Origin of the sequence: Massilia sp. DWR3-1-1, from assembly GCF_049898325.1 — a bacterium.
In the GTDB taxonomy this organism is placed as follows: domain Bacteria; phylum Pseudomonadota; class Gammaproteobacteria; order Burkholderiales; family Burkholderiaceae_D; genus JAFCUW01.
Genome location: NZ_JAFCXL010000008.1, coordinates 1 through 14418, shown reverse-complemented (window position 1 = coordinate 14418; position 14418 = coordinate 1). Strand labels below are relative to the sequence as shown.

General features: G+C 67.5%; 13 protein-coding genes. 4 read left to right on the top strand and 9 right to left on the bottom strand.

What is annotated here, in order from left to right; translation table 11 throughout:
• Nucleotides 1–255 precede the first annotated feature (255 nt).
• Both ACP7EY_RS10035 and ACP7EY_RS10030 read left to right on the top strand, forming a co-directional pair.
• Complete coding sequence (locus ACP7EY_RS10035) at nucleotides 256–2994, top strand: bifunctional diguanylate cyclase/phosphodiesterase (RefSeq protein WP_426193027.1); 2739 nt, start codon at nucleotides 256–258, stop codon at nucleotides 2992–2994.
• Nucleotides 2978–4111: a diguanylate cyclase gene (locus tag ACP7EY_RS10030; protein ID WP_426193024.1), complete on the top strand. Its 1134-nt coding sequence runs from the start codon at nucleotides 2978–2980 to the stop codon at nucleotides 4109–4111. Before ACP7EY_RS10035 ends, ACP7EY_RS10030 begins: the two co-directional genes overlap by 17 nt.
• Nucleotides 4112–4123: 12 nt before the next feature.
• Here the strand turns inward: ACP7EY_RS10030 and ACP7EY_RS10025 are convergent, their stop codons facing one another.
• From ACP7EY_RS10025 to ACP7EY_RS09985, 9 genes are all read right to left on the bottom strand, one after another.
• Complete coding sequence (locus ACP7EY_RS10025; protein WP_426193022.1) at nucleotides 4124–4744, bottom strand: TIGR00730 family Rossman fold protein; 621 nt, start codon at nucleotides 4742–4744, stop codon at nucleotides 4124–4126.
• Nucleotides 4741–5517, bottom strand: coding sequence for a hypothetical protein (locus ACP7EY_RS10020; RefSeq protein WP_426193020.1), 777 nt, complete (start codon nucleotides 5515–5517; stop codon nucleotides 4741–4743). Before ACP7EY_RS10020 ends, ACP7EY_RS10025 begins: the two co-directional genes overlap by 4 nt.
• Nucleotides 5514–6194, bottom strand: a complete 681-nt coding sequence (locus ACP7EY_RS10015) for a TetR/AcrR family transcriptional regulator (protein ID WP_426193018.1) — start codon at nucleotides 6192–6194, stop codon at nucleotides 5514–5516. The genes ACP7EY_RS10020 and ACP7EY_RS10015 overlap by 4 nt, the downstream gene beginning before the upstream one ends.
• Nucleotides 6195–6278: 84 nt before the next feature.
• Nucleotides 6279–6755 carry a phasin family protein gene (locus ACP7EY_RS10010; RefSeq protein WP_426193016.1) on the bottom strand — a complete coding sequence of 159 codons (477 nt, stop codon included), beginning with the start codon at nucleotides 6753–6755 and terminating at the stop codon, nucleotides 6279–6281.
• Nucleotides 6756–6820: 65 nt separating this feature from the next.
• Entirely contained in the window at nucleotides 6821–7600 is a 780-nt protein-coding gene (locus ACP7EY_RS10005) for a response regulator (RefSeq protein WP_426193014.1), read from the bottom strand.
• Nucleotides 7601–7657: 57 nt separating this feature from the next.
• Entirely contained in the window at nucleotides 7658–8626 is a 969-nt protein-coding gene (locus ACP7EY_RS10000; protein ID WP_426193012.1) for a lipase family alpha/beta hydrolase, read from the bottom strand.
• Nucleotides 8623–10218 carry a GMC family oxidoreductase N-terminal domain-containing protein gene (locus tag ACP7EY_RS09995; RefSeq protein WP_426193010.1) on the bottom strand — a complete coding sequence of 532 codons (1596 nt, stop codon included), beginning with the start codon at nucleotides 10216–10218 and terminating at the stop codon, nucleotides 8623–8625. The genes ACP7EY_RS10000 and ACP7EY_RS09995 overlap by 4 nt, the downstream gene beginning before the upstream one ends.
• Entirely contained in the window at nucleotides 10215–10721 is a 507-nt protein-coding gene (locus ACP7EY_RS09990; RefSeq protein ID WP_426193008.1) for a hypothetical protein, read from the bottom strand. The genes ACP7EY_RS09995 and ACP7EY_RS09990 overlap by 4 nt, the downstream gene beginning before the upstream one ends.
• A gap of 108 nt (nucleotides 10722–10829) precedes the next feature.
• Nucleotides 10830–11588 carry an RNA methyltransferase gene (locus ACP7EY_RS09985; protein WP_426193006.1) on the bottom strand — a complete coding sequence of 253 codons (759 nt, stop codon included), beginning with the start codon at nucleotides 11586–11588 and terminating at the stop codon, nucleotides 10830–10832.
• 197 nt (nucleotides 11589–11785) lie between these two features.
• On the opposite strand from ACP7EY_RS09985, the gene ACP7EY_RS09980 reads away from it, so the two are divergent.
• On the top strand, nucleotides 11786–12565 hold the full coding sequence (locus ACP7EY_RS09980) for an inositol monophosphatase family protein (RefSeq protein WP_426193415.1): 780 nt from the start codon (nucleotides 11786–11788) through the stop codon (nucleotides 12563–12565).
• A gap of 211 nt (nucleotides 12566–12776) precedes the next feature.
• A complete protein-coding gene (locus tag ACP7EY_RS09975; protein WP_426193004.1) occupies nucleotides 12777–14222 on the top strand; it encodes a DEAD/DEAH box helicase in 1446 nt (481 codons plus the stop codon).
• Nucleotides 14223–14418: the final 196 nt, after the last annotated feature.

Genomic DNA, 14418 nt, shown 5'->3' with positions numbered 1-14418 from the left:
GCCGCCTGCGCCATCGCCGTCGTTCCCCGCACTAAAATGTTGCATTAATGCACAAAACAACGCGCAAAAACTATTGCCCAGCGTAAATTTATCGACAAGCGACGGGGCTTTGTTTACAGTAACTGTGCCATATCAACCCTCAGGAGATGAGCGGCGGTACCAGCCGACCGTGCCCGGCGCCGGCGCGTGCCCGTGGCGGCGCCAGGAAGTGATGCCAGCTTCGCCATGTTCAACCCCTTCGAATCGACGTCACCCATGCTTTCCACCGCCACCGCCATCGAACGCCTGAAAGGCGGCCCCGGCAGGCGCGCCGTCCTGGCGCGCTACCTGCGGCGTGGCCTGGAAACCCATATTTCCCTGCCGCTGTTCGCGCTGCTGCTGCTGTGCGCGATCTGGATCCTGACCTTCCGTTTCATCGCCAGCGAGCGCGAGGTCGCCAACAGCGCCGCCCTCGAGTCGGTGCACGAGATGGGCGACACCTACGAGGCGCAACTGGCGCGCAATTTGAACGGCATCGACCAGAACCTGAAAATGCTGCGCTACGCCGTCCAGACCAAGGGCGCCAGCGGCGCCTTGCGCAGCCTGGCCGCGAATGGCCTGTTGCCATCCGGGCTGGTGTTCGTCGTCAGCATCGCCGACCAGGACGGTCGCATCGTCGCCAGCAACCCGCCGGCGCCCCATATCGACGTGGCCGGCGAGACCTATTTCACCTACCACCGGGGCAATCCCAACGACCTGCCGTACGTCAGCCAGATGCTGCGCGACAGCGCCAATGGGGAGCCCCACCTGCACTTCACCCGGCGCATCGATGACGCCGATGGCCACTTCGCCGGGGTTGCCATCATCGAAGCCGATCCCACCTACTTCACCAGCGGCTACGAGCGCTCGCGCCAAGGGGAACACGGCATGCTCGGCGTGTTCGGCGACGACGGCGTGTTTCGCGCCATGCGCACGGGCGACAGGATCAGTTGGGGCCAGCAGGCCGGCGCGCAACTGATGGCGTTCGGGCGCCTGCGCGCAGCCACCGCCAGCGCCTGGGACGGCCATCAGCGCTACCTGGCCGTGCGCCGGCTCAACGGTTTCCCCCTGAGCGCCGTGGTGGCGCTCGACCGCAATGAACAGTTCGTCGCCGTCGAGCGCCAGCGCCGCGCCTGGCTGTGGGCCGCCGCCGGCGCCAGCGTGCTGCTGGTGCTGATCGTCACGCTGGTGTGCGTCTGGTCGTGGCAACTGAGCCGCACCCAGCGCCGCATCCGCCGTGCCCAGGAAACCTTTGCCGCCGCCGCCGAGGCCAGTCTCGACGCCTTCTTCGTCATGCGCAGCGTGTTCGATGCCAACGGCGCCATCATCGATTTCGTCATCGACGCGACCAACGAGCGCGCCGAGCGGCTCACCGGCCTGCGCCGCCAGGTGCTCGAAGGGGGCTACCTGCTGCGCCTGATGCCGTCGTACCGCGATGACGGCATTTTCGACGACATGGTCAAGGCGGCGCTGCTGGGCGGGATGCGCGAGGCGGAATGGCGCGGCGGCACCGAGCGCACCCGCAACACCTGGATGCACCGCCAGGTGGTGGCGGTCGAAGGGGGCGTGGTCGCCATCGTGCGCGACATCACCGAGCGCAAACGGGCCGAGGAGCGCATCGCCCACATGGCCCACCATGACGCCCTCACCGGCCTGCCCAACCGCAGCCTGATCGGCGACCGCCTCGATCAGGCCATCCTGCAGGCCCAGCGCAAGCGCAACTGCGTGGCGGTGGCGTTCATCGACCTCGATGGCTTCAAGCTGGTCAACGACGGTCTCGGTCACAACGCCGGCGACGAACTGCTCAAGGTGGTGGGCGCGCGCATGCAAGGGTGCTTGCGCGCCAATGACACCCTGGGTCGCTTCGGCGGCGACGAGTTCGTCATCATCCTGTCCGAGCTGGGCGACAATCCCATGGCCATCACGCCGCTGCTGGAAAAAATTCGCCAGGCGGTGCGCGAGCCGGTGCAGGTTGAAGGCCAGCAGGTGCAGGTCAGCTGCAGCATGGGCGTGGTGATGTACCCGCGCGACGGCGTCGATCCCACCACGCTGATGATGAACGCCGATGCCGCCATGTACCGCGCCAAGGAACTGGGCAACAACAACTTCCAGTTCTACGCGCGCGAGATGAACGCCAGCGTGGAAGAAAAACTGGTGCTGCTCGACGGCTTGCGCACGGCGCTGCCGCTGAACCAACTGAGCCTGCTGTACCAGCCGAAGGTGGACCTGCGCAGCGGCCGCATTTTCGGCGTCGAAGCGCTGATCCGCTGGCACCACCCCGAGCACGGCATGATCTCGCCGCTGCGCTTTATCGGCCTGGCTGAAGAATCGGGCCTGATCGTCGCCATCGGCGACTGGGTCATGCGCACCGCCTGCAGCCAGAACATGGCCTGGCGCGCCGCCGGCCTGGCGCCGCTGTCGGTGTCGGTCAACGTCTCGCCCCGCCAGTTCGAGGAAACGCGCCTGGTCGAGCGCGTCGCGCTGGCGCTGCGCGACACGGGCCTCGATGCCGCCTCGCTCGAACTGGAAGTGACGGAAGGGTTGATCATGCGCGACCTGGCGCAGTCGGTGGGCAAGATGCGCGAGCTCGAAGCGATGGGAGTGGCGCTGTCGATCGACGACTTCGGCACCGGTTATTCGAGCCTGTCGGCGCTCAAGTCCTTCCCCATCCGCACCCTGAAGATCGACAAGAGCTTCGTGAGCGACCTGGCCGACAACCTCGACGACCAGGCCATTGCCATGGCCGTCATCTCGCTGGGCCACAAGCTCAACCTGCGGGTCATCGCCGAAGGGGTCGAGACGGAGCAGCAGTTGCGCTTCCTGCGCGAGAACGACTGCGACGAAATGCAGGGCTACCTGTTCAGCCCGCCCGTCAAGGCGGAAAAAATCGCCGAGCTGCTGCGCGCCCAGGCGCAGCAGGCAGCGGCGCCGGAACGGCAGGCCGACCAGGAGCGGGACCATGTCGCCACGGCCTAGATGGATCACCGTGTTCATCGGCAGCGAGCCGCGCATGCAGCGCATGCTGCGCTACTGGGCCGCCACCTGGCTGCTCTACAGCCTGGCCATGCTGCTCATGTTCGGCCTGATCGACGGCGGCATCGTCGATGCCACGGCCGGCACGCCGCTGATCCGCTTCGGCATGACCAGCATCTTCGGCTGCTACCTGCTGATCCGCGCCAGCGACGCCCTGTCGCTCCGCCCGGCCCAGCTGGCGGTGCTGCAGTCGCTGCTGGCGCTCACCTGCAACGTCGGCGCCTACGCCCTGCTGGGCCCCGTGCGCGGCGCCTCGCTGATGGTGCTGCTGGTGATCATGGTGTTCTCCACCTTCTCGCTGCGCACCCGCGCCACCCTGACGCTGTGCCTGGTCGCCAGCGTCGAACTGGCGGTGACGATGCTGTGGATGGCCGCCGCCCACCCTGACCGCTATCCCGGCCGCATCGAGGCGGTGCACTTCGGCCTGACGGTGGCGTCGCTGCTGGCGGTGTCGCTGCTGACGGGCGAAATGCACAAGCTGCGAGTGCGCCTGAAGCGCCAGAAGGAAGAGCTGCTGGTCGCCGTCGCCACCATCCGCACGCTGGCGACGATCGATGAGCTGACGGCGCTGGCCAACCGCCGCCACATGAACGACGTGCTGGCCGCGCAGGAGCAGCGCAAGGGCACGCCGGTCAATCGCACCTGCATCGCCCTGCTCGACCTGGACTTTTTCAAGAACATCAACGACCGCTATGGCCACGCGGGCGGCGACGCCGTGCTGCGCGCGTTCGCCGCCGCCGCCCGCGCCGAACTGCGCGCCGACGATGTGCTGGCGCGCTGGGGCGGCGAGGAATTCCTGCTGATGCTGCCCGATACCGAACTGAGCACAGCGGCGGCCGTCGTCGGGCGCATCGCCGACAAGGTGGGCGCCATGCGCATCGACGAACTCGATCGGGCGCTCACCATCACCTTCTCGGCCGGCGTCGTCGAGCGCTGCCCCGGCGAACCGTTCACCGACACCATTTCGCGGGCGGACCGGGCCATGTACGTGGCCAAGTCGTCGGGACGCAACCGCATCGTGCCGGAGCGCGTCGGGTCGGCGGTGGCGGCCGCGGCCTGACGGCCTGGCGGGCTAGCGCGTGGCTTGCTGCGCCGCTGCCAGCTGCACCACGCTCGTCGGCGCCCCCGCCGCCTGCAAGGCTGCTGCCTGCAAGGCTGCCGCCTGCAAGGCCGCCACCAGCGCCTCGGGCGCTGTCTCGGCCATCATCAGGGCCGCATGCGCGGGGCGGACGAAGCCCTCGGCCTGCTGGTGGGCGACAAAATCGATCAAGCGGTCGTAAAAGCCGTTCACATTGAGCAGCCCGACCGGTTTCGCATGGATCCCCAGTTGCGCCCAGGTGAGCATTTCGAACAGTTCCTCCAGCGTGCCCATGCCGCCCGGCATGGCGATAAAGCCGTCCGACAGCTCGGCCATCATGGCTTTACGCTCATGCATGTCCTTGACCACGAACTGGCGCGTCAGGCCGCTGTGGCCCACTTCGCGCTCGAGCAGGGCGCGCGGAATCACCCCGCTCACTTCACCACCCAGCCGCAGCGCTTCGTCGGCGATCACGCCCATCAGGCCGACGTTGCCGCCGCCGTAGACCAGGCCGATGTTATGCGACACCAGCACGCCCGCGAGCGCGCGGGCGGCGCTGGCGTAGACGGGATTGGCGCCAGGGGCGGCGCCACAATAGACGGCAATGGCTTTCATATGACCTCAAGGTGATGTCTGGCGCGCTCCACGGCCAGCCGTTCGCTGGCGTCGGCTGGTTCGAGCGAGGCGGCCTGGCGGTACAGCGCGCGCGCCTCGTCGAGACATTTTTTGCCATCGAAACGCAGCATGGCGTTGGCATATTCCATGTAGGCGCCAGGCGCGAACGGATTGAGTTCGATGGCGGTGCGGAACGTCGCGTGGCAATCGTGCTTGCGGGCGCCGTAGGTCATGCTGGCAACGAGCGGGCCGGCGGCGCCGACGATTTCGGACTGGTACACGCCCAGCCCCACCCTGGCGTCGGCGTGCGCGGGCGCCAGTGCGATGGCGTGCTTGAAGCCGTGCCGCACCTTGGGCGCGAGGCCCTTGGCGAGCGCCTTGACGATCGAGATGGCCTGGGCGGTGCGGCCCAGCGCGTACGCCTGCCAGTACCAGCCGGCCGGATTGTCGGGCTGTTCGCGCTGGTGCCGCTCGCAGCGTTCGGCGACGACATCGAACAGCGCCAGGCGCTGGTCGGCGTCGGTCTCGAGCTCGCTGGCGTAGATGCAGGTGGCCTTGTGCGCGACCGCGTAGCCGCACACGCCCTGGGCCAGGCCCAGCTTCATGGCGCGGTAGTAGTCGCCGGCGTGAAAGGCGATCCAGGCATCGACCAGCGCGCCCCTGGTGGGAAACGCTTCGACATCGCCCGCATGCAGGCGGTCCCAGTTGACGCGCAGGCCGGCGGCGTCGAAGACATAGGCGTCGGCCGGATAGGGGAACGGCATCCAGTTCATCGCGCAGCTCCTGGTTCGATTTTCTTGAGGTATTCCTGCGACAGCTTCTCGAACAGCAGCTTGGTGTCGCCCCGCAGGTACGGGCCGAGCATCGACAGCACCTGGTAGCAGCCGCGCGCGAGCGCGTCCGACATGGCTTTCTGTTCGGTGTAGTTGCGCGGGTTGCGCACGTATTCGTAGGACAGCCAGTAGGTCGCCACCACCACCATATTGGTGGCCATGGCGTCGATCTGGGCGTCGCCCGCCTCGATCGAATGCTCACTGCGCAAGTCGAGGCACAGTTGGCGCGCCACCTTGATCTTGTGCGCGAGGATGGCCTTGAAGTGCAGTTCGAGCTTGCGGTTGCGCGAGAGCAGATCGTTGAGGTCGCGGTAGAAAAACCGGTAACGCCAGATCAGCTCGAACATCAGGTGCAGATACAGCCAGACGTCTTCCAGGTTCGAGCGGCGCGAATCGGGCACCGTCAGGATGCGCTCGATCTCGGCCTCGAACTGGACGAAGATCGAATTGACGATATCGTCCTTGTTACGAAAATGGTAGTACAGATTGCCCGGCGAGATATTCATCTCGTCGGCGATGACGGTGGTGGTGATGTTCGGTTCGCCAAACTCGTTGAACAGCCGCAGCGACAATTCAAGGATGCGTTCGCGGGTTCTGCGTGGAGCTTTCTGGAGCATGGCGGGAGGCGTGGGTTGATTCTGCCTCAAGCATACACCATGGCTACGGCCGGGGCGAGCGCGCGCCCCGCAGAAGGGCCCCGATCAGCCGTCCTTGCCGGCGCCAGCGCCGTCAAGCTGCGCCTGCAGGCGCGCTACCTGCTCGGCGAGGCGGGCGATCAGCTGGCGCAAACCGTCGACATCGCGCTTGCTGGGCACGCCGATGGCGCCCAGCGCGCGCACCACGCGGTCTTCGAACACCTGCTCGAGCTTGTCCCACGAGCGCGCGCCCGTGCCGGCGTCGGCGTCGGCGTCGCCTTCAGCGTCGTGCCGGGCGGCCGGCTGATCGGCGTCGGCAGTGGCGCGCACCCGTTGCTGCAGCACGCTGCCCTCCTCGACCAGCCGCTGAAAGGCCTGTTCGCCCCCGTCGCCGGCAGCCTTGCCGCCAGCGGCCTGTTCTTCTTCCTGCGCCTTGAAAAAAGCGCCCAGGCCGGCTTGCCAGATCTGCTGCGCGGACGTGCGTACCGCCTGCGCCAGTTGCTGGTCGTGGTCGTTGACGGTATCGGTGAGTTTCTTGGCCATGTCGGCTCCTGTAATAATGGGGATGGCGCCAGCCGCGGGGCGGCTGGCGCAGATGGTTCGCCGCTTTATCTTCCCGCCGCCTGCTGTCGCACCGCCTCTATGCGAAAGCCGTCCGCCACCGCCGCCAGCAGCGCGGCGCCGTCGAAGGGCTTGGCGATCGTGCGGTCGATGTCGCCGCGCTGCTCGGCCAGGCGCACGGCATCGGTGGACGCCATCGCGGTGAGCATGATGCGGTAGCAGGACGGCGCCAGCTGGCGCGCCGTTTCGAACAAGGCGGTGCCCGTCGCCAGCGGCATGCACTGGTCGCAGACGATGACCTGCACGTCGCCGCGGCCGAGCCGTTCGATGGCCTCGGCGGCGCTGCCGGCGGTGGCGAGGCGATACGATTGCGGCGCAAAAATATCGCACAGCAGTGCGCGCATGAAGGGGTCGTCGTCGACGATGAGCAGGGTCTTTTGCGCCGCCAGGCGGGGCGTGGCCGCCGCCAGGAACGACTCGAGCTCGCCGACGAACTGTTCCGGCTCGATGGGCTTGGCGACATAGCCATTGAAACCGGCGCCCAGCAAGCGCTCGCGGTCGCCCACCATCGCCAGCGCCGTCACCGCCAGCACGGGAATGGCGGCCAGCGCCGGATCGGCCTTGAGGGCGGCGACGACGCCGTAGCCGTCGAGCTTGGGCAGGTGCACGTCGCACAGGATCAGCGCCGGCTGGTGTTCGCGCGCCATTTGCACGCCGACGTCGCCGTCGAAGGCGCACAGGGGCGTGTGGCCGAACGCCGTCAGCAGGTAGGCCATCAACTCCATGTTGGTGGGATTGTCTTCAATGATGAGGATGCGAGCGCCCACGGGAATCGTCCGAACTTAGCGAAACAAGAAAAAAGAATGCGACTTCAGGGCGCCAGCTTACCCGCAAGCCGGCGCTCCTGTCCACGCCGACGGCGGCGCGCCGTGTTCCAGCGCCGCCAGCTCGGCCAGCACCAGCGCCAGCACGCGCTCGTTGCGGCCCAGCGCCACGTGGCCGACACCGCCGACGGCGATCTGGCGGGCGCCGTCCAGGCAACTTGAGTCCTGCGGCGCGACGATATTGTCCTGGCAGGTGTAGATCGAGGTGATCAGGGCGCGCGTGGCCGGCGTTTCCCCGGCGTCCAGGTCGCGCAGCCAGGCGCTGGCCTGGCCGGCGCGCGAACGGCGCATCTGCGCGGCGTTGGCGCCGACGCCGAACTGGGCCAGCACCGTGCCGTGATGGGGCGAGCCCAGCGTGATCAGCCGCGCGAGCCGGCCGCTGCCGTGGCGGCGCAACCAGGCGCGCGCCACCAGCCCGCCCATGCTGTGAGCGACGATGGCGACACGGGCGGCGCCGGTCGCGGCGCACAGGGCGGCGACGGCGCGCTCGACCTGCGGCACGTAGTCGTCGATGGCGCCGGTGACGGGCGCCAGGTCGACGCTGGCGTGGCTGACGCGCGCAGCGTCGAGGCGGCGCGCGAGCTGGCGCCAGTAGCCGCTGTTGCAGCCGTAGCCGTGCAACAGCAGCACCGGCGTGGCATGGTTGTAGTAGAGCGCCTGGCGCGGCGCGCCGCATGGGCCATACCAGCACGATTGCAGCATGCTGGCGGCGAACTCCTCGCCCCACAGGCGCACCCAGCCGGCCAGGCCGGGGCGCAAGGCGGCAGGGGTGGGACTGGCCGCGCTGGCGCTGAGCACAAAATTGTTGGTGCAGATGAGCGCGCGCACCAGCAGCAGCGCGCCGGCGCCGGCCAGCAGTGCCAGCGGCCAGCCCCAGCCCCGGTACACCTGCAACAGCGCGGCCACTGCCAGCAGCGCCACCAGCTGCGCCGCCAGCAACAGCCCCAGCATGCGACGCACGCTGTTCATGCCGCCAGGTCGCGCGCCAGCGCGCTCGCCAGCCGCGCCGCGACGGCGTAAATGGACAACTGCGGATTGGCGCCCACCGCGGTGGGGAACAGCGAGCCGTCGTGCACCGACAGGTTGGCCACCTGGCGGTAGCGCCCGTCCGGCGTCACCAGGCCCAGGCGGGCGTCGCCCGCCATCGCGCAGCCGCCCATCACGTGCGCCGACACCACCCGGGCCAGGTGGGGCTGGTAGTCGAGCGTGCCGATGGCGCTTTTCGCCGCCGCCCAGCTGGTGTACAGGGCGGCGTTTTCGTGGATCGGCTTGACCTGGCGGGCGCCGGCGGCGAACTGGATCTCGGCCATCGTCAGGTAGGCACGCCGCACGCCGTCCCACATGTAGCCGGTGAGGCGGTAGTCGAGCAGCGCCGCGCCGTCTTTCTGCAGGCGCACGGTGCCGCCCGGCGAATCGTCGTGAAAGCCATCGCGCAATAGCGCCAGCAAGGCTTGCTGGTGGGGGAACTGGCGGGCGGCGGCGGCGTGATCGGCGCCAAAGCCGGCGAAGGTGGTGGCCATCAGCACCGGGTGCAGGGGCGGCGCTTCGAGCTTGTAGCCGATCGGCCCGGTGACGGGGTCGGCTTGCAGAAAATGGTCGGAATAAATCGTTTGCGGGGCGCCCGCGTAGGCGTCGACGCGCTGCTCGAACAGCGCCGCCGAGATCACGGTCGGGTGCAGGAAGGTGCGCCGGCCCAGCAGTTGATGGGGATCGGGCGCCTCCGAGCGCAGCAGCAGCGCGGGGCCGTTGATGGCGCCGCCGGCGAGCACGTAATGGCGGGCGCGGATCGTCACCGTCACGCCCGACGGCGCCAGGCCGTCCGCGTGCAGGGCGCTGCACAGCACATGATCGACCGCGCCGCCCTTGAACACCAGCCGCTCGGCGCGCACCCGCGTGAGCAGGCTGGCGCCGCCGTCGAGGGCGGCGGGGATCGTCGTCACCAGCATCGACTGCTTGGCGTTGGTGGGGCAGCCCATGCCGCAGTAGCCCAGGTTCCAGCAGCCGCGCACATTGCGCTTGATCGAGGCGGTGGGAATGCCCAGCACGCGTGCGCCGCGCGCGAGCAGGTCGTTGTTTTCGTTGGGCGGCGTCAGCCAGGGGGCGATGCCCAGCCGCTCTTCCATCTGCGCGAACCAGGGCGCCAGCGCCTCGGGCGAATAGTCGGCCAGGCCGAAGCGCTGGCGCCACACGGCCAGCGTGGCGGGCGGCGTGCGAAAGCTGGACGTCCAGTTGACGGTGGTGGAGCCGCCGACCGTGCGTCCCTGCAAAATATTGATGGCCTTGTCGGCCGTCTTGCGCGCCGCCGATTCCTGGTACAGCTGGGGATAGGCATCGGCCTCGCGCATCTTGAAGTGGCGCGAGGACTTCAGGGCGCCCTCCTCGACGATCAGCACGGACAGGCCGGCGCGGGTGAGGATCTCGGCGCTGACGCCGCCGCCGGCGCCGCTGCCGATGATGACGACGTCGGCGTCAAAGCGGCGCGCAGCGGCCAGGCTGCTGCCGTCGATCACGCGCCAGCCGCGCGCCAGGCCGTCGGCGATGGGGTCGTCGATGGGGCTCATTGGCTCAGCGCCGCCAGCGGGCCCGGGTAGCCGATCGCCGCCCAGCTCGACGGATCGGCATACCAGGCACCCAGGATCAGGTCGTGCAAGGCGGCGTAGGCGACCTGCAGATCGGCGAAACGGTGCAGGCGCCAGCTTTGCAGGAAGGCGGCCACCTGGGCGGGGCTGGCCGCGTCCCAGTCCGCTGGCACGCCGGCCAGCAGGCGCCGCACGGGGCCCAGCGCCAGCAAGGTGAACAGGCCGTCGATTTCCTGCTGGGCCGACAAGGGCAGGCCGGCGATGGCCTGCAGCACGCGCGCCCGGGTGGGGGCGATTTGCGCGCGCTCGGTCAGGGCGCCGGCCAGCATGGCGGGAATGATGGCGTCGAGGATGGCGCGGGCGGACGCGCCCGCCACGAACGGCGCCGGCGCCCGCTGGTGGTAGCGGTAGGCGCCGCCGCAGACGGCCAGCGCCAGCGCGGCCAGGCCGCCGGTGGTGAGAAAAGTCCTGCGCGATACTGCCATGGGCGTCTCCGTCGGTGGCGGCCAGTGTACGTCAAGGCCGCGGCGCGGGCGAGCGGGCGAGGAAGGACTAGAGCGGACCCTCTATTTATGCGATCGGCGCAGGTCGGCTCAGCGCCGCGCTGCCTTCAGGATGTGGTTGGCGATCCCGCGCAGGATATTGACTTCCTCCGTTTCCAGCTGGGTGCGGGCGAACAGGCGCTTGAGCCGGGGCATGAGTTTCTTGGGATTGTCGGCGTCGAGAAAATCAATCGCCACCAGTGCCTGCTCGAGGTGGGCGTACATGCCGTCGATCTGCGCCAGGCTGGCGGCGTCACCGTGAAAACCCACCGGCCCGGCCGGCGCCGCGTCGGGTTCGGCCGCCATGCGGCTTTCGTAGGCCAGCACCTGCGCCGCCTGCGCCAGGTTGAGCGAGGAATAGGCGGGATTGGCGGGGATGTTGATGAGCACATTGCACTGCTCGACGATCTGGTTGGGCAGGCCAAAGCGCTCGTTGCCGAACACGATGGCCGCACGCAGGTCGCCGTGCGCGTGGACGTGGCCGGCAAAGCTGCGCGGGGTCCACACGGGCGGCGAAAATTCGCGCAGGCGGGCCGAGACGGCGGCGGCGAAATTGCACCCTTCCAGGGCCTGGCCGATATCGCTCACGATGCGGGCGCCGTCGAGCACATCCTGGGCGCCGCTGGCGAAGGCCACCGCTTCCGGGTCCTCGCGGGCGTCGGCAAAGCGGGGATTGACCAGCACCAGGTCGCTAAAGCCCATGGTTTTCATGGCCCGGGCGACCGCACCAATGTTGCCGGAGCGGCTAGTTTCGACGAGAACGAAACGTAAGCGGTTGAAAACAGGCGTGTTTTTTTCAGGCAGGTTCATGCAGGTTCATTTAAAATAGCGCAACCGCGCAGTTCGGGATTGGGATGTCTTGGCTTTGCAGGCCGCGATCATAACGATTTCGCCGCCGCCCCGCTCTTTAATTCATTCTCGCTCACATTATCGTTCACTGCACCGCGAGGCGCAGCAGGCGTTAGCGTTGGCGACGTCAACTACTGAAAGCTTTCACAATGCACCCAATGCTCAACACGGCCATCAAGGCCGCCCGCCGCGCCGCCACCGTGATCACCCGCGCCTCGTTCGATACCGCGCAAATCGTGATTACTGAAAAACAACACAACGATTTTGTCACCGACATCGATCAGGCAGCCGAGCAAAGCATTGTGGAAACATTGCTGAAAGCGTATCCCGACCACGCCATTCTGGCCGAAGAGTCCGGTGCGTCGAAGAATTTGAACGACGAGAGCGAGTTTGTCTGGATCATCGATCCGATCGACGGCACCACCAATTTCATGCACGGCTACGCCAATTACTGCGTCTCCATCGCGCTGCAACATCGCGGCATCATCACCCAGGCCGTCATCTATGACCCCGTGCGCAACGATTTGTTCACCGCCAGCAAGGGCGGCGGCGCCTTCCTCAACGACAAGCGCATCCGCGTCACCAAGCACGACCGCCTGACCAACACCCTGCTCGCGTCCGGCCACGGCGCCGGCCCCCGCGCGCTCGACGAATACCTGCGCATGTACGCGGTGGTGGGCGAAAAATGCCAGGCCATCCGCAATGGCGGCTCGGCGGCGCTGGACCTGGCCAACGTGGCCGCCGGTCGCCTCGACGGCTTCTATGAAAAAGGTCTCAAGCCGTGGGACATCGCCGCCGGTGCGCTGCTGGTGACGGAAGCGGGCGGCATTTGCGGCGAGTTCAGCGGCGAATCGGCCTACCTGCACAAGGGCGACATCATTGCCGCCAGCCCGAAGGTATTCGGCCAGATGGTACCCCTGCTGGCAGCGTTCGCCTGATCTGACGTAGAATACGAACGGGCATGACGATGGCCGGCACGCCGCCGGCCCCGCCGCGCAGGCCATAGTCCTGCCGGCATTGCTCACCGAACTTCACCAGGCGGCACCGATCCAGTGTGCTGCCGCCTGGTTTTCCAATCCGATTGCCTGCCACTGGCGCCCCGAGATACCTTCTTTGCGGCGATGGGCCGATCGATACCATAAAGTTATCATGTCATTTTCCCAACTCGGATTATCCGACGCCATCGTGCGTGCAGTCACCGAACACGGCTACACCGTGCCTACCCCGATCCAGACCCAGGCCATTCCGGCCGTGCTGGCAGGCGGTGACTTGCTGGCCGGCGCCCAGACCGGCACCGGCAAGACGGCCGGCTTTACCTTGCCCATCCTGCACCGCCTGTCGACCGACAAAGTGGGCGTCACGCTCACCTCGAAAACCTCGCCGCGCTCGGTGCGCGCGCTGATCCTGACCCCCACCCGCGAACTGGCGGCCCAGGTCGAGGAAAGCGTGCGCGTCTATGGCAAGTACACCCAGCTCAATTCGGCCGTGATTTTCGGCGGCGTGGGCATCAACCCGCAAATCAAGCAGTTGAAGCACGGCGTCGACATCCTGGTGGCCACCCCGGGCCGCCTGCTCGACCACATGGAACAACGCACGGTCGACCTGTCGAAAGTGGAAATCCTGATTCTCGACGAAGCCGACCGCATGCTCGACATGGGTTTTATCCGCGATATCAAGAAAGTGCTGGCCGTGTTGCCACCGAAACGGCAGAACCTGCTGTTCTCGGCCACCTTCTCGGAAGAGATCAAGGCGCTGGCCGATGGCCTGCTCAACAAGCCGGCCATGATCGAAGTGGCGCGCCGCAATTCGACGGTGGAAGTGATTTCGCAAAAAATCCACCCCGTCGACCGCGACAAGAAGCACCCGATGCTGGCGCACCTGATCAAGACGAACAACTGGACGCAGGTGCTGGTATTTACCCGCACCAAGCACGGCGCCAATAAACTGGTCGAGCAATTGAACGCTGACAGCATCGGCGCGATGGCGATCCACGGCAACAAGAGCCAGTCGGCGCGTACCAAGGCCCTGTCCGAATTCAAGGACGGCGCCCTGCAGGTGCTGGTCGCCACCGACATCGCCGCGCGCGGTATCGACATCGACCAGTTGCCGCACGTGGTCAACTACGACCTGCCGAACATTGCGGAAGATTACGTTCACCGTATCGGCCGTACCGGCCGTGCCGGCGCCACGGGCGAAGCCGTGTCGCTGGTGTGCGTGGATGAGCACGACATGTTGAAAGACATCGAAAAGCTCATCAAGCAGACCCTGCCCCGCGAAGTCATCGCCGGTTTTGAACCGGACCCGACGGCGCGCCCGCAAGCGATCCAGCTGCGTAGCGGCAACCCAGGCCACCGCAATGGTGGTGGCGGTGGCCGTTCCGGCGGCGGCGGTGGCGGTGCCCGCTCCGGCGGCGGCGGCGGCGCCCGTTCCGGCGGCGGCGGCGGTGCGGCCGGCGGTGGCGCCAACAGTGGCGGCGGCCAGGTCATCAAGGTCGGCGGCGGCCGTGGTCCGGCCAAGCCACGCGGCACCACCGGCGGTGGCGCCGGCGGCGCCCGTCCGGCTTCGCCGCACCGCTCGGGCGGCCGCGGCCGTTAAACGGGACGCCTGAGCACAGACTCGGGCGCGCAGTACCGAATATGGGGTCAGGCACACGGTGCCCGACCCCATTTTTTTTTGGCGCTTTCACCGTTACCGTGAAAGCCCATTAGCGTAAGCACGCACCATCCAAGCCCACCCCGCGATGGGTTCGAGGCGAGCGCCGGGTCCGACCCCTCGTTTCGGCGCTTGTATC